General features: G+C 33.0%; 17 protein-coding genes and 1 pseudogene. 2 read left to right on the forward strand and 16 right to left on the reverse strand.

Going from position 1 to position 14,743, the window contains the following annotated elements; translation table 11 throughout:
* Positions 1-4: 4 nt before the first annotated feature.
* From KPL75_RS00780 to KPL75_RS00795, 4 genes are all read right to left on the reverse strand, one after another.
* Positions 5-1,006, reverse strand: coding sequence for a C40 family peptidase (locus tag KPL75_RS00780; protein WP_219919003.1), 1,002 nt, complete (start codon positions 1,004-1,006; stop codon positions 5-7).
* A gap of 39 nt (positions 1,007-1,045) precedes the next feature.
* Positions 1,046-2,107 (reverse strand): dipeptide epimerase, encoded by a 1,062-nt coding sequence (locus KPL75_RS00785; protein ID WP_219919004.1) that lies wholly within the window; start codon positions 2,105-2,107, stop codon positions 1,046-1,048.
* A gap of 110 nt (positions 2,108-2,217) precedes the next feature.
* Positions 2,218-2,544: a DUF3870 domain-containing protein gene (locus KPL75_RS00790; RefSeq protein ID WP_219919005.1), complete on the reverse strand. Its 327-nt coding sequence runs from the start codon at positions 2,542-2,544 to the stop codon at positions 2,218-2,220.
* 302 nt (positions 2,545-2,846) lie between these two features.
* Positions 2,847-3,203, reverse strand: coding sequence for an FtsB family cell division protein (locus KPL75_RS00795; protein ID WP_219919007.1), 357 nt, complete (start codon positions 3,201-3,203; stop codon positions 2,847-2,849).
* 288 nt (positions 3,204-3,491) lie between these two features.
* Between KPL75_RS00795 and KPL75_RS00800 the strand changes: the two genes are divergently transcribed.
* The gene (locus KPL75_RS00800) at positions 3,492-4,418 is read left to right on the forward strand and encodes an aldo/keto reductase (RefSeq protein WP_219919009.1); all 927 of its coding nucleotides are present in this window, start codon (positions 3,492-3,494) and stop codon (positions 4,416-4,418) included.
* A 47-nt stretch (positions 4,419-4,465) separates the two neighbouring features.
* Here KPL75_RS00800 and KPL75_RS00805 read toward each other — a convergent pair whose 3' ends face one another.
* The 9 genes from KPL75_RS00805 to KPL75_RS00840 form a co-directional block, all read right to left on the reverse strand.
* Complete coding sequence (locus KPL75_RS00805; protein WP_219919011.1) at positions 4,466-5,062, reverse strand: DJ-1/PfpI family protein; 597 nt, start codon at positions 5,060-5,062, stop codon at positions 4,466-4,468.
* Positions 5,059-5,550: an ankyrin repeat domain-containing protein gene (locus KPL75_RS00810; protein WP_219919012.1), complete on the reverse strand. Its 492-nt coding sequence runs from the start codon at positions 5,548-5,550 to the stop codon at positions 5,059-5,061. Before KPL75_RS00810 ends, KPL75_RS00805 begins: the two co-directional genes overlap by 4 nt.
* 385 nt (positions 5,551-5,935) lie before the next feature.
* Positions 5,936-6,166 (reverse strand): hypothetical protein, encoded by a 231-nt coding sequence (locus tag KPL75_RS00815; protein ID WP_000789035.1) that lies wholly within the window; start codon positions 6,164-6,166, stop codon positions 5,936-5,938.
* A 174-nt stretch (positions 6,167-6,340) separates the two neighbouring features.
* Entirely contained in the window at positions 6,341-6,832 is a 492-nt protein-coding gene (locus KPL75_RS00820; RefSeq protein WP_219919014.1) for an invasion protein, read from the reverse strand.
* Between the two features lie 210 nt (positions 6,833-7,042).
* Positions 7,043-7,258, reverse strand: a complete 216-nt coding sequence (locus KPL75_RS27635; RefSeq protein ID WP_309137443.1) for a hypothetical protein — start codon at positions 7,256-7,258, stop codon at positions 7,043-7,045.
* 194 nt (positions 7,259-7,452) lie between these two features.
* A complete protein-coding gene (locus KPL75_RS00825; protein ID WP_002147285.1) occupies positions 7,453-7,716 on the reverse strand; it encodes a hypothetical protein in 264 nt (87 codons plus the stop codon).
* A gap of 309 nt (positions 7,717-8,025) precedes the next feature.
* Positions 8,026-9,822, reverse strand: a complete 1,797-nt coding sequence (locus tag KPL75_RS00830; RefSeq protein ID WP_219919015.1) for a Xaa-Pro dipeptidyl-peptidase — start codon at positions 9,820-9,822, stop codon at positions 8,026-8,028.
* 135 nt (positions 9,823-9,957) lie between these two features.
* Positions 9,958-11,334, reverse strand: a complete 1,377-nt coding sequence (locus KPL75_RS00835) for a sensor histidine kinase (RefSeq protein WP_219919017.1) — start codon at positions 11,332-11,334, stop codon at positions 9,958-9,960.
* Positions 11,327-11,974: a response regulator transcription factor gene (locus tag KPL75_RS00840; protein WP_219919018.1), complete on the reverse strand. Its 648-nt coding sequence runs from the start codon at positions 11,972-11,974 to the stop codon at positions 11,327-11,329. Before KPL75_RS00840 ends, KPL75_RS00835 begins: the two co-directional genes overlap by 8 nt.
* Before the next feature lie 121 nt (positions 11,975-12,095).
* Between KPL75_RS00840 and KPL75_RS00845 the strand changes: the two genes are divergently transcribed.
* Positions 12,096-12,512: a hypothetical protein gene (locus KPL75_RS00845; protein WP_219919019.1), complete on the forward strand. Its 417-nt coding sequence runs from the start codon at positions 12,096-12,098 to the stop codon at positions 12,510-12,512.
* 52 nt (positions 12,513-12,564) lie between these two features.
* Here the strand turns inward: KPL75_RS00845 and KPL75_RS00850 are convergent.
* The 3 genes and pseudogenes from KPL75_RS00850 to KPL75_RS00860 all read right to left on the reverse strand — a co-directional run bounded on the left by KPL75_RS00850 (position 12,565) and on the right by KPL75_RS00860 (position 14,637).
* Positions 12,565-13,060, reverse strand: a pseudogene (locus KPL75_RS00850) (DinB family protein).
* A gap of 44 nt (positions 13,061-13,104) precedes the next feature.
* Complete coding sequence (locus KPL75_RS00855; RefSeq protein ID WP_219919020.1) at positions 13,105-13,617, reverse strand: GNAT family N-acetyltransferase; 513 nt, start codon at positions 13,615-13,617, stop codon at positions 13,105-13,107.
* 315 nt (positions 13,618-13,932) lie between these two features.
* Positions 13,933-14,637 (reverse strand): alpha/beta hydrolase, encoded by a 705-nt coding sequence (locus KPL75_RS00860; protein ID WP_219919022.1) that lies wholly within the window; start codon positions 14,635-14,637, stop codon positions 13,933-13,935.
* Positions 14,638-14,743: the final 106 nt, after the last annotated feature.

Below are 14,743 nucleotides of genomic sequence, written 5' to 3' on the forward strand. Positions count from 1 at the left end.
TTTTTTACGGTAAGTAACGACGAGCACCAGCGTATTCTTCTATATATCCTGGTGTATTTAACGGGATTATTTCAACTGATCTTTCAGCTCTTGGTGAGTGAATCATATTACCATCACCAATATACATTGCAACGTGATGGACACTACCTTTCCCTTGATCATGTGCAAAGAAGATTAAGTCTCCTTTTTGTAAGTTTTCTTTATCAACAGCAACCCCCGCTCTTGATTGCGGTCCAGAATCTCGCGGTATTGTAATACCGTGCGATTTATAAATTGTATGTGTGAATCCAGAGCAATCAAATCCAAAACCACTTGTACCAGCCCATATATATGGTAAACCTAAAAACATTTTCCCTGTGTTGATTAAATCATCAGCTGTCGGTGTTGGAATATCATTTTGAGAACGGTAAACCGTTCCATCATTTTTTCGTAGCCATGCTTTCTGTCCATTTGGCAACAATACGCGGTATGAAATTGTATCCTCACTTAGTAGCGGCAATCGCGTATTATAGCTAATTTCAAGTGCTTTTTGTTTTTCAGAAGGATTTATATATAAAATTGCTGTCGGTTTCGTTACTAATACGAACGGTTCGTTTATTTTATCTGCAAACTCCTGATTATACGTTAATTGTTTTTCCGGCATCCATCCCGGGTAACCTTCTTCATTTCGTGGTGTCGGTTGTCCGTGTACTAACACTTTTACCCAGTCACCTTTCTTATCAACAACCGTTACTTCTTGACCAAGTAGTGCTTGCGTTTCTAATTTATTTGCATTTGTTAACCATAGTTTTTCATCGAGCGTCATTGATTTCGTCCATTTCCATAAATCAACTGGATTTGTTGCACTCGGTGCATCAATTGGCCGTAATGAATCAGGTGCAGTCCATAACGTTGCGGCAGATACATCTATAAATGCTTTGCTATCTTTCTTCTCTTCTGCATTTGCCGATGTAAATGATGAAAATATAAATAAAGTTGTTAAAAATGCAGTTCCTACTTTTTTCATATATATCCCCCTTGAAAGATAGTTTACTAGGTACTACTTCTAAGTTTTTATATTCACTACAGAATGCAGGTTTACCTTCGGACCCGTGTAAGTCATTCCTTCTGGCTCTTCTACTAACCATAACGGTGCATCAAGATCAAAGTAGTGAATGTTCGGATGAGCCGCAGCTAAATGTGCAACAGCGCTAACTGAAAGTGAAGATTCCATCATACTTCCAACCATACATTTCACACCTGCTGCTTCCGCAATATCTGCAATTTTCCAGGCTTCTCGAATACCACCGCATTTCATTAATTTAATATTAAGTAGGTCTGCATATCCTCCTTGGACAATCTTTAATGCGTCGCTTGCCGAAAACATACTTTCATCTGCCATAATAGGCGTTTGTACATTGTCTTTCACGTATTTTAATCCATCCCAATCTTTCGCATGAACTGGTTGTTCTACAAATTCTATATTTAAATTTCTATTCTCCATTTCTCTAATAATAGAAACCGCTTCTTTTGGTTTCCATCCTTGATTTGCATCTAAACGTAACGTCGTATTCTTTGGAACCACATTTCGAATTGCCTCTATGCGTTCCAAATCTAAATGCGCCTCTTTACCCACCTTAATTTTTAATGTTTGAAATCCTTTTTCAATATGCTTTTTCGCTTCTTTTGCCATTAATAAAGGTTCATCCACACTTACTGTAATATCAGTATAAATCTCTTTCTTTCCACCTAGTAATGCGTATAACGGTATGTTGTGAAATTGACAATATACATCGTATAAAGCCATATCTACCGCCGCTTTCGCACTTGTATTTCCTATGCAACTCATTTGAATGTGTAACAATAACGTTTGAAATTGCAGTACATCTTTTTCAACTAATACAGAACGAATTGGTCCTAATATTGCTTCCTCCATCCCGTTGGCAAAATCACCTGTAATAACCGGCGTTGCTGCAGCAGCTCCTTTTCCAACAATTCCTTCATCTGTATGAATAAACACATCTATACTTTCGATTTCTGTTACAGTACGAAGTGCTGTTTTAAACGGTGTATGAAGCTTTACATGTCGGCGGTTTACCTTCACATCGGTAATTTTCATTTTGTTCATCCTTTCGTTGTTTATAGAGCGATACTTTAATCCACGGGAGGTTTTATTCTGTCCGTTAATGCGAAACAAAAAAATCCAGCCATAAGAAGATTCTTACGGCTGGATTTTGTCTATGAATGGGTAGACAAAGCAGCAATCTGATTATATTTTTTCTGTGCATCCTTTAGCGCTACAAGTAGCGCCTTTTGAGACGAACCGAAATATCGATTTTTTATTTCTGTTACTAATGCTGGATCATTAATATTTTTATGTAGAAACAAATATTTAACAAATTGAGATGTTAATGCAATTGTCGCTGAGCAATCTGCATCTACAATTTCCCCTGTATCCTTCTCAAGTACAAATGCTACAAAATAGCTTTTAAACTTTTCGGTAATGGGATTATTTTGAGGTGCTTTCGCATCTCCTACGATGTAAATTGTATTTGAAGCGTACACAGCTATCTTCCTTTCTTATACGAGGATAACGGTTTTCTTAATAGACGTATGAGCTGTTAACTCAGCGTTGATTAAGAAATGTATCCGCTTACCTTGTATTATAAACAATTGACAGAATTTTAACAATATTTATTTTGACATATATTCCATAATTATGAAAGTCTCTTAAAACAATTAAAAATGGCTCAAACTTCTCATTTTTACAATATGTCATTGCTCCTTGTACCATGACATTCACACTACAAACACCTTTTCACTCATACATCAAAAAACAGTTAGCTATTGCTAACTGTTCCACCACTTCACTTTGGCAATACGAATATTGTTTCGTTTGACTTAGAAAATTGATACTCTTTTCTCGCAAACTTTAAAATTTCTTCTTCATTATCCGTTAAATTCTCGATGTTAGTCTTTAAAGAACCTTGATCTTTCTTTAAAGAAACTAATTGTTTCGTTTGGTTCGTTATTGTATTTTTTTTGCCATTAATTACTTCTTGTTGTTTCGTCAAAATATATTGAACGTACAAAGTAGTCGCAGCAATAAAAATGAACATGAAAATAAAACGCCTTAACTTCTTCTTATTTATAGTTCGATTGTCGTTAGGCTGTGATAGTTGCTCTGGTATATTAGGAACATTTACTCTTTTGAGTTTCCTCATTTTCAAATCCCCCTAACCCATATTTTTTCACTACCATAGGCACGATCTCTTATTAACTTAAATTCTATTCTTATAAAATAAGCTCCTTCACAAAAAAATCTCACAAATTAACCAATTAGAGATAGCGTTCGACGACATCTCTGTATTTAAAATGAGAATTTTTATTTATGCTGCTATAAAATAGTAGTTTATGTTATTCTTTTTCCCCAATTGTAGAAAACATTTTTACACACATAAATTCCAGTTTTGCATACCGATGTTATAACATGCATACAAGGAGGAAAAACGATGCACTACCGTACATTAGGTAACACTGGCATTACTGTTTCTGAAATTGGCTTTGGAGCGTGGGCGATTGGCGGCGATGAATGGGGTCCTGTTAACGACAAACAATCTATAACCGCTATGCAGAAAGCTATTGAATACGGCGTAAACTTTATTGATACTGCTGATGTATACGGATTAGGACATAGTGAAAGGTTAGTAACTCAAGCGATAAGAGAGCACCGTAATAATATCATTTTATCAACGAAAGGCGGTTTAATTGGGCATCACTATGATCCAAGTGGAGAGCCTGTTTATAATACTGCCGAAAAAGTGATCGCAGTATTTGAAACTAGCTTACTGCGCCTAGAAACAGATTATATTGATGTTTATTTCTGTCACATTTGGTGGGATAAACAAGAAGAAACAGAAGCATTTTTACGTGCATTTGAAATATTAAAACGGGAAGGAAAAGTAAGAGCTGTTGGAGTTTCAACTCACGACATACAATATATAAAACACTTCAATAAAAACGCTGAAATTGATGTTGTGCAACTTGATTACAACATATTAAACCGAAAACCAGAAAACGACATACTGCCCTACCTACAAGAGAACAATTTAGGAGCTGTTATACGCGGCCCTTTAAAAATGGGGATATTAACCGGAAAATTTACAAATAAAACAACTTTTCCTGACGGAGATTTACGCAAAGAATGGCCAAAAGAAAAGTGGTTTCAAGAAGATTTACAAAAAGTAGAAAAATTAAGGTTACTCTCAAATGAAAATCAGACATTAGGACAACTTGCACTTCGCTACGTCCTCTCTCATCCAGCAGTATCGGTCGCAATTCCTGGCGCAAAAACAGAAAAACAAGCGAAAGAAAATGCAGATGCAACTACCCGTCCGATACTTACGGATGAGGAATTAGCTTATATTCAGTCAATATAAAACAAGACCAGCAGTTGGATATTTCAACTGCTGGTCTTGTTTTACTTTCAATATTTTAAATCAATATCATATTCCATTCTCTTCGCTGTTTCTTCAGCAACCCGAGCACCTAACAAGTTTTTCACAATATGAAATGACATGTTAATTCCGGCTGAAATTCCACCAGACGTAATAATATGCCCCTCATCTACAAACTTTATATTTTCTAATACTTCAATATTCGGAAAAACATTTCTAAAGTTTTCAATACTAGCCCAATGTGTTGTCGCTTGTTTTTCCTCAAGTAAACCTGCTTTCGCTAACAAAAGCGCTCCAGTACAAACAGAAGCCATTAACTTCACTTCTTTCATTTGCTGACGAATCCAATTTATTATAATTTCATTTTCCACTTCGTTTTCTCTAACACCTAATCCACCAGGAATAATTAAAATATCAACTGGAGGTAAGTTTTCAATGCTATAATCCGGTTGTACCTTTAATCCGTTCCGCGCTATAATCATTTCCCCGTCTTGGCTAACGGTATGTACAATAAATGGTTGTTCACCATTCGTTGTAGTAACGGAAAAAACTTCAAATGGGCCCGCGAAATCTAACACTTCCACTTCATTAAATAGAAAAATCCCTACATTCCAGCGATTAATCATAAACTTACTTCCCCCTGTAAATGATGTAAAAGGTGCTCATGCCCTTTCTCTAATGCAATATCGTACGCTGTTTTCCCATCATTTTTCTTAATCGTTTTATTAGCCCGGTTTTCAAGTAATAATATAATTATTTCTTCATTTCCTAATAAAGCAGCTTCATGAAGTCCTGTCCAACCACCACTTTGAACTGCATTCACATCTGATCCCTTTTCAATTAAGAATGCTACAAGCTCGCTTTGTTTGTTCGCAATTGCCGCTTGAAGTGGTGTATTTTCATTTTCGTTTTTCGCTCTAATATGTATATTTGCTCCATGTTCTAAAAGGAAACTTGCTATTTCTTTCTGCCCAAAATAAGCTGCTAAATGAAGCGGTGTCCATCCATCTTCGCTATATGAATTTACAATACTTCGATCCTCGTTTATTATCTCTACTATTTTTTCTTTTTCTCCGCTTATAACCGCTTGTGTTACTGATATGATTTGTTCCATAGTGAACCTCCATTTATAAAGATGTTTTGTATTTCTCCCTTTATAAATTCTATTAATGATGGCCTATTCCTTTACTAACAAACAGTTTACATAACAATATTATTTCATTTTTTATTATACCAATAAAAAAACAATCCCTCTAACGAATGGATTGTTTTTAAATTTCATTTTTATAATTCCTTTGATTTTTCATTCATTTTTATTAAAATTAATTAAGATTAATAAAAATGAATGAAAAATATGAATTCAGCAATCAGGAATTCTTTACATATCGAAAGCCACTATTTACTTACATAGCAGTCTTTTTATCATTTGAAAACAAAAATAAAATTACGCCTTACGTTTGCAAAAAAAGTGTGTAGCAAGACTCAAAACAGTACTCTTATCATACTAATCTATAACAATTCTGTCTTCTTCCCTTACCTGTATCTTTCAGTACATAAGACTTTAAAACGAGTGCTGTTAGTGAATCCGTTAATGTTTTATATGATAAATTTGAAAGAGCTAATAGATCATTCGTGTATAACATTCTATGCTTCTCTAATAATAATAGTACTAATCGTTCTGACGGTTTTAATGTTTCGTCGCTTTCTAGTATAAAATCTATATTTTTCATGTTCCTAATTATTACTCCTTATATAAAAAAATGATTTTAGCGATTATTTAATATAAAAATACTACATAACAAAATTAAAGATATATCGATATAGAATACCTTTTAAACACTATTATACTATAACATATAAAAGACATTTCCCCAAATTGGAAATGCCTTTTATATGTATCTCTCTTATTTATATAATTGATATGATTGTTCTAGCCCTTTATTATATTTTGTATTATTATCCGTCCATTCTCCCCCTAAGTTTCCTGGCCATCCTGATGTATTGGCAACGTATTTAAGTAAATCCCAATCAACCAATCCTTTTCTCACACCGCGTTCATACGATTTAACCATATTAGAAATCGCTATTGTTGCATTTATTTGTGATTCCATTAAGCTCTCTTCCGATAATTGCGCTGGTGCTAAACCACCACGATGTAATTGGAATAAACCGAAAGATGTTCCGTTATCCCCTATTGCTTTTCGATTAAACTTCGTTTCATGATCAGCAATAGATAATGGTATCCAATCTGGAATACCATACCTCTTTGCAACTTCACTAATTACTTGTTTATTATTTTTAATTTCTTTCTGCTTTTCATAGTTGGTATAAATTACATAACTTAAAGTAACTAACGTAAGTAATATGAATATATATTGTAGCGCTTTTCTCATCATTCCATCCCCTGCTTTGTGTATGTGTCACTTTCTACATCTACTATAAAACTTTTATGTGACATTCATTTGACGAAATGATTTTAATTATACATAAGTAGTTACATTTTTAACTATCCATCGGAAAACTGCAATTCTTCTAAAAAGACTCCTTCAATACATAAAAACAGTCAGCCTTTCATGTATAGTACATGAAAGGCTGACTGTTTTTCACTACACTTTTTTATGTATACAGTATATCCCCACTATTATAAAACAAATTGAAATTATCGATAAAGTTGTGCCATGAATTTCATAAAATGCAGTAAAAAATTTTCCGCTTGCTCTATCCCAAATTTCTAATGAACCCGCGAAAATTGCGGAAGTTATATATGTAAGGCCGAATAGGAGAACTCCCGAAAGAACATAGGTTGCTCCAATATTTTTCATTATTAGCTCACCTCCATTAATTTTATTTGTGAATAAAACAAAAAAGACCTTTATACGTTAAAGGTCTTCTTCATCTTATTTTTGTTACAAAAACGCCAGAATCTAAAACAAAAACTTACTTTAGGATGTTCATTTCCATATATACATTAAAAGTTATAAGGCTACCAGCATCTTTTCGATTAACATTTATTACACTAGATGTTTCTTGCAATATGTGGTTTGCTGTAATGACTCGTTCCACCGCCACCTACTACTACTTTACCGCCTTTTTCGAAGATTAACAATTTACTTGAACCATCTGAAAGTAGTACTATTACTTCAGCATGGTCACTTGTCGCTACATAGATTACATAACCACTTTTGGAAATACAAGTTTCCCAATGCTTATCAAATTCTGATCTTACAACCCGATTAGAATACACTTGATTTTCAATTCTTCCTTGTTCTTCGTTTTCCAAATTTATTCCCCCACTTCCCTAAAGTGTCATTTATATTAAAATAACAGTCCTCTTTATAATAGTGACTGTCTTTAATATAAATAGTATATGTGATTATTAGGAGAGTGCTTGGACAATGAAAGTGTAACAATATTTAAGTATTTTACGAAACTTCCCTTTAATCATTACGGATACTTCTTTAGTATTCAAATTCCCCTCTAAAAACAATGCAAAATAACTGAAACATTTATTTATGAAATATTAGTAAACAGATCCACTAAATATAAAAGAGCTTACAGTAGTAAGCTCTTCCATCTCATTAATAAACCTTTACTTTACAATCGGCAATGTCACTTCACTCAATTTCACAGTTAGCTTTGTTCCTGCTTTCGGTCTAATTGTATAATCGTAGTCACTTGCAATTAAAACGACTCCTATTTGATGTCCTGCTTTAAATACGTAATCATCCGGCTGCATGTCCCATGTGAATGTGTAATCTTTACCAGGTTGAATCGCCGTTGAATCATTTATACTATTCAAGTTTTGTGGATCCATCCAACCTCTCGTTACGATTTCAGGCTTTGCTCCACCGTAATCAACGAGTAATGCTGTTAAATTTGATACAGACCGATCAATATTCCCTTTAAATGAAATCTTCGGCGTACCGCTTATTCGCATATCATTTTGCAGTACAGGCATTGTATATACTAATCGATTTGCTACTTCTAGCTCTGGGTTTTCTACTAATTGATTCGATTTTATTTTTGCATCATCTACAAATGAGAAAACATTGTTTACTGACCCCATACTTAATGGTAGATTGACTGCTTTATTACTTAAATACATACGAATTTTTGATGGTACAGCCGCTGGATCTGGCCAATTTTTTATTTTTTGCCACGTTTTATTTTCACGTTGCACATCAACCATCGGTTCATCCATAATTCCATTTTCAATTCCATATAACCAATAATCGAACCATTTATTTTGCGTTTGCTGCCAGTTATTACTTGTTGTCCCGCCATGTCCCCCTTGGTGTAACCACATTTTACGAGGAACATTATTTTCACCAAGAGCTTCCCACCACTGTGCAAACTGCTTCGTTTTTACATTCCAATCATTTAGCCCGTGAACAACAAACACACTAGCCTTCACATTTTTAGCATCTTTTACATAGTTACGCTTATCCCAAAAGTCGTTATAATCGCCTGTTTTACGATCTTGTCCAGCAGTAAGTTCTTTAATAATCGGACCACAAACTTCAGGGTTCTTTCTTGTCAGTACTGCTTCAGCCATATTATCTGTATCTTCTCCTTGATAACCTCCTGGCGCAATAACTGCTCCATTTGCACGATAATAATCGTACCAACTACTAATTGCTGCAATTGGTATAATTGTTTTTAACCCTTCCACTCCAGTCGTTGCGACAGCATTTGGCAATGTCCCATTATAAGAAGCTCCTGTCATTCCTACATTTCCTGTAGACCAATTTGCATTTACTTCCTTGCCATCCTCTGTATATGCTTTTGCACGACCATTCACCCAATCAATAACAGACTTAGTCCCTAGTATTTCTTGTTCATCTCCGGTTGTTGGGCATCCATCTGATTTTCCAGTTCCGATACTTTCACCTAAAATAACTGCATATCCTCTTGGAACATAATAATTGCCGTATGAACCAAGATTAACCGCTGCATACGGTTTTCCTTCATACGCATACAATTCTTCATCAACATTATAAACAGGAACGTCTTTTAATCCAGATCGATATGGACTCATTTCATATATAACAGGAACTTTTACATTTGATTCTGTCTTTGGACGCATAACCTTAATTGATACTCGATCTTTCTTACCATCTCTATCACTATCGACTTCTGTCTCTACAAATAAATTTTCAATAATTGCCTCATCAAGAGAATAGATTGGTTTCGTCATCCCATTTTCCAATTGAATTTTTGTGTTTGGAGTTAAAGCTTCTGAAACTTGACCATTTAACTTAACATCACTCCTTTTTACAGAGCTTCCTTCCTTATTTTCTGCATGTGCAGTCATACTAGAAACTCCTGAAGTAATTGTTAAAGATAATATAGCTGAAAGTGTTATTGCTAATTTCTTTTTCCTCATGCCCTTCCCTCCCCATATATTCCTTCTCTTACTATACAACAAAAATACAGAAAATTCAGTTTATATTTTATAGAAAGTTGAGAATTTTGTAAAACATTAGAATCTTTCAAGATAATAGAAAGGAACTAATAACAATTAGTTCCTTTCTATATACATATAAAATTGTATTTCTCCATCTTCTACCCAAACTCCGTATTCAAAACCATGTCTTTCTAATATACTTTTTACAATCGCTAACCCTAATCCAGTACCTGATTTTTCTTTACTACGTGAAGACTCCAATACGTAAAAAGGCTCCCAAATTTTATCTATCTCTTTAATTCCCTCAGCAGCAATACCATTTTTAATTTGAAAATATAGAAGATCCTTTTTCTCTTCTAATACGATTTTTATATTTCGATTCGTTGTATATTTTATCGCATTAGAAATTAAATTTTGAAAGACCATTCTCATTTTATTTAAATCAGCATAAACAATCGCATCGCCAACACTATAATCTATCTGCAAATCGATTTCTTTCGATTCCAATTCGATTTTATGCTTATCTATAATACTTTGAACTAATGGTTCAATAGGGAATTCTTCTTTCTGTAAAATATCTCTTTCTAGTTTAGAAAATCGCAATAACTCTTCAATTAAATTTGAAATTTGATCTGTTTGTTTAATGATTGTATCCAAATATGTACCATCATCTAAACCATCTTTAATTCCCATAGAATATGCTTTTACTAATGCAATTGGTGTTTTTAATTCATGAGTTACATCACCCATAAATCGTTTTAAGTGGTCATTTCGATCTGTTAAATCTTGATGTGCTTCATGTAATTTATCACTCATAATGTTTATACTATTTGCTAAATCACCTATTTCATCATTCGTTTTAACTTTCGTCCGTTTAAATCTCAGACGTGAAATATCTTCTGCGACATCACTCAATTCTTTCAGCGGAGTAGTAATTGTTTTTGAAAGAATCCAAACAAGAACAATAATAAGAACTATTGAGAATCCTAAAATGTATAAGTAAAGTGTGTTAAGCGTTTTAATCACTTCATTAGAATGTGCGATAGAAACTCCTACTAAAATCAACATATCATCTTTCGCAATGTATTTCGCAAAAAAACTAGATTTTATCTTTTCTTGATCATATATTTTATTCGATTGTCCGAGGTTCTTCACTTTCGTAATTTCTTCTTTTGTAATCCAAAGTTTATTAAGTGCAACTCTCTTTTTTGTAAGTTGCATGCGTAAATCTTCATTAATTGCATCTTCTGAACTATTTATTGATGTATAAGCAATCGTAACATTACCTTCATTTTCAATACGATTTATAGCATCATCCAGTTCTTTACGCGGTATTGACTGTATCTGTGCTGTAATCCCATCTAAACTTTCACGTGTTTTGTGAACATTATATTTTGGTAAAAAATAGTTAATCAATAATAAAGAAATCGTAAAAATAAGAATGACCGTTAAGGAAATGCTGAAAAATAACTTCTTACCAAGCTTATTCACACTCTTCCTCCAAACTATACCCTAAACCACGATGTGTCTTTATAATATTTTCTCCTATTTTTTTACGTAATCTTCTTACATGTGTATCAACCGTTCGCTCATCTCCAAAATAATCAAATCCCCAGACGATATCTAACAACTTTTTCCTCGTTAAAATCGTACCTTTATGATTTAAAAAGCATTTTATTAATTGTAATTCCGTCTTTGTAATGTCTAATTCTTTTTCATTTTTATATACTTTATTTTTGGTAAAATCTATTTTCAAATCTTGAACTTGAATCACATCATCATGTTGTACAAGCTTTTTCGCTCGCGTAATTAGCACGCCTGGATGAAATGGTTTTTTTACGTACTCATCTGCCCCGCTTTGAAGAGCCGCTAATTCATCTTCACTTTCACTTTTCGCAGTAAGCATTAATACTTTCACGCTCGAATTCTTTTTTATTTCCTGACAGACGGTAATACCACTACTTTTCGGCATCATCCAGTCTAAAATAGCTAAGTCAATTTTCTCATCATAAAATATTTGAAGTGCTTCCTCTCCATCTTTTGCTAATAAAACTTCGAAGCCTTCTTTTTCAAAATAAGCTTTTAAAATTTTCAACATATCTTGTTCATCATCTGCGATTAATACTTTCATTACATTTCCTCCATTACCTATAAACAAATATCAATTTTATCATACAACTTCTTTGTTACATCAATGTGACATAAAAATATTTACAATGTTTGAGGGTATAGTAAGTGTGAGGTGTTGTTTCATGTTCAAAAAAATAGGAGTCATTACTCTTCTCTTCTTTTTATTATCAACAAATGCGTTCGCAAATACAAATAAACAAATTGAAGTATTTGATTGCAAAAAAGAAATGGTAGTCCAAAAGCAATCTTTAGATGTGGCTATTCAAAAAGAAGCAGTTCAATATGCAAAATCAATTACTGGCCCATTTAAAAACTTAAATGTCGTTCCGAAAGATGGTCATATGATAAAAATCCCTTTATCGAAACCCGTTCCTATTACAAATCAATGGTTACATACAACAATCGATGAAGTACTCATCCTTCTCCCACTTAATGAAAAACCTTACATTATGCTTTACGATGATGAGAATAATCCTCATTTTTATTATGTAAAAGGTGATCCGAAGGGATTATTGAAACAAATGAATGTTAAATTATAATTAATTTAAGAAAGATCCCACAATTATCATTCGTGGGATCTTTCTTAATCAGTTAACAAGTTGATTTTTTTATATGATTTTCATTTAAAAAATTAATAATCTGCCTTTTGTGATGGTTATCGTGATCTACGAATTCTTTAATAATATATATTAGAGAGTACGGCATTCCAGTATGAGGACAATATGATACTCCATTGGCAGTTAAATGTTCCTTTAGCTTTTCAATAGACAGTCGGTTAAGCTCTTGAACAAGTAAATCTCTTTTAGCTTGTGCTTCTTCAAGAAGTTTTATCTTAGATATACCTGATTTTGCATAATTAGAGGCTAATTTATTATATGTATCAAAGTCAGGGAACTCCATTCCCTGTCCATCTCTCACTGATGATAATGTCTCACGTAAAAGATAGTCATCCAAATTCATAATATGAGATACAATCTCACCAATAGTCCATTTCCCCTTTGATATTGGCGCTGTCCACAATTCTTCTTTCATACCTTTCAATGTGTTTATCCAAATTGAAATCATTAATAATTTTATTATCTCCCATCATCTAATCCCCATTCTAATAGTAGATTTAGATAAATTATAGCATTAATCTACACGTATCGGAACAAATGTTCTTATCAGAGGATAAATAATAATTCCCTGCATCCTTTTATCTAAGTTTAGATAATGGCTCGTTCCTACATACATTGTCCCTTTCACAAATCCACTCGAAGTATAAAAGTGATCCCCCTGTTCTGTATCTGTATGTAAGACAACAATAGTAAAATAGGTTTTTGCATCGCTTAAGATTCTCCCTAACAGTAAGCTCCCTAATCCTTTCCGCCTGTAATCTTTTGCAATATAAAATCTCCTTAACCTACCAATCTTATTGTCTTCTGTATACAGATTTTCATTTATACCTCCAATCCCAATTAGCCTTTCCCCTTGAAAAATACCATATAAACATTCACCAGTTTTATTAAATGTGTTTATTTTATTTTCATATTCACTTATTAGTTTTATTAGGAAATTAAATCCTTCGTCTTTGCTTTCTCGAACAAGATAATCGTGTTCGTATATCATTAAATCTTCAATTTGTTGAATATGTATATCTTTCAAGTAAATTCCTCCTTAATATGAAAATACATAAAAATGCTCAAGAATCATTTATTCTGAGCATTTTTATGATTGTTACTTTATTCAATTCGTAGTATGCGTATTCTTCGCTTCAGATGTAAATCGATAATATAATTGTTTAATTTCTATACATTTAAGGGTATTTGTACTCAAAGATCATTAATAAAGTTGTTTAATTCTTATTGAACTAAAGCACTTGTTTGTTTAAGTGAATACATTTATAATGTCTCTCAAGTATAATATCAGTTTATATATTCACCATTCTTCTCTAACAGGTTCAAGAAAAATTGTAATTTGTTAATCGATATGTTTGTGTAACCACTGTCCAAATATCTTTAACTGTTTTTCAGTATGAAAGTAATGTTCACCTGTCCCCATGACCTCTAATTCACAACGATGTTTTTTTGTAAAATAGTTAATAGTTTCAAATTCGCACAGTTCATCCTTGGCTCCGTACATAATATATGTATCTGTATTCCATGTATTAATAGGATGTTCTTTTACATAGCATAAATAATCCCAATATAACTTTTGACCAATAGGTGTCTCTATAGTCATTTCTTTTTGCAACAGCTCTGGTGTTACATTAAACCATTTCATCATATTTTCGATAATTCGTTCCATATTAACTACTGGTGATAAAAATAATGCCTTTTCTATCACATCATTTTGAAAGGCTAAAAGGCTAAAATAAGCTCCCATACTACATGCAAACACGCTTACTTCTTTCCAATGTTGTTTTGCGTAATTCATAATTATAGATAATTCACTAACACAAAACTGTACTTTGCAAGGAGTATTATCATTTTTTCTTTCTCCATGCTCAGGTAAATCAAAGCTTAATACTTGATAACCTTTTTGATTGGCTTCTTCAGCTAATATTTGAATAACTACATCTTCCTTATTTGACATATTTCCATGTACTGCAATAAAAATTTTTTCACTCTTATTGCCCCATAAAACCGTGGGAATATTACTAATTTTAAAATTATCTTTAAGCATATTCCCTCCGTGGAATAAGACATATAGGAATTGGCAAAAAACTGCACACACTTTATAATCCTCTACTCAGTTTTAAAACAAATCAAACTATTACTAATTCATCACA

This window comes from Bacillus sp. NP247 (assembly GCF_018966865.1).
GTDB lineage: Bacteria > Bacillota > Bacilli > Bacillales > Bacillaceae_G > Bacillus_A.

Coding starts and splice junctions, on each gene's coding strand:
- KPL75_RS00780 (WP_219919003.1), bottom strand. CDS start 1,006: ATGAAAAAAGTAGGAACTGCATTTTTAACAACTTTATTTATATTTTCA.
- KPL75_RS00785 (WP_219919004.1), bottom strand. CDS start 2,107: ATGAACAAAATGAAAATTACCGATGTGAAGGTAAACCGCCGACATGTA.
- KPL75_RS00795 (WP_219919007.1), bottom strand. CDS start 3,203: ATGAGGAAACTCAAAAGAGTAAATGTTCCTAATATACCAGAGCAACTA.
- KPL75_RS00800 (WP_219919009.1), top strand. CDS start 3,492: ATGCACTACCGTACATTAGGTAACACTGGCATTACTGTTTCTGAAATT.
- KPL75_RS00805 (WP_219919011.1), bottom strand. CDS start 5,062: ATGATTAATCGCTGGAATGTAGGGATTTTTCTATTTAATGAAGTGGAA.
- KPL75_RS00810 (WP_219919012.1), bottom strand. CDS start 5,550: ATGGAACAAATCATATCAGTAACACAAGCGGTTATAAGCGGAGAAAAA.
- KPL75_RS00815 (WP_000789035.1), bottom strand. CDS start 6,166: ATGAAAAATATAGATTTTATACTAGAAAGCGACGAAACATTAAAACCG.
- KPL75_RS00820 (WP_219919014.1), bottom strand. CDS start 6,832: ATGATGAGAAAAGCGCTACAATATATATTCATATTACTTACGTTAGTT.
- KPL75_RS27635 (WP_309137443.1), bottom strand. CDS start 7,258: ATGAAAAATATTGGAGCAACCTATGTTCTTTCGGGAGTTCTCCTATTC.
- KPL75_RS00830 (WP_219919015.1), bottom strand. CDS start 9,822: ATGAGGAAAAAGAAATTAGCAATAACACTTTCAGCTATATTATCTTTA.
- KPL75_RS00840 (WP_219919018.1), bottom strand. CDS start 11,974: ATGAAAGTATTAATCGCAGATGATGAACAAGATATGTTGAAAATTTTA.
- KPL75_RS00845 (WP_219919019.1), top strand. CDS start 12,096: ATGTTCAAAAAAATAGGAGTCATTACTCTTCTCTTCTTTTTATTATCA.
- KPL75_RS00860 (WP_219919022.1), bottom strand. CDS start 14,637: ATGCTTAAAGATAATTTTAAAATTAGTAATATTCCCACGGTTTTATGG.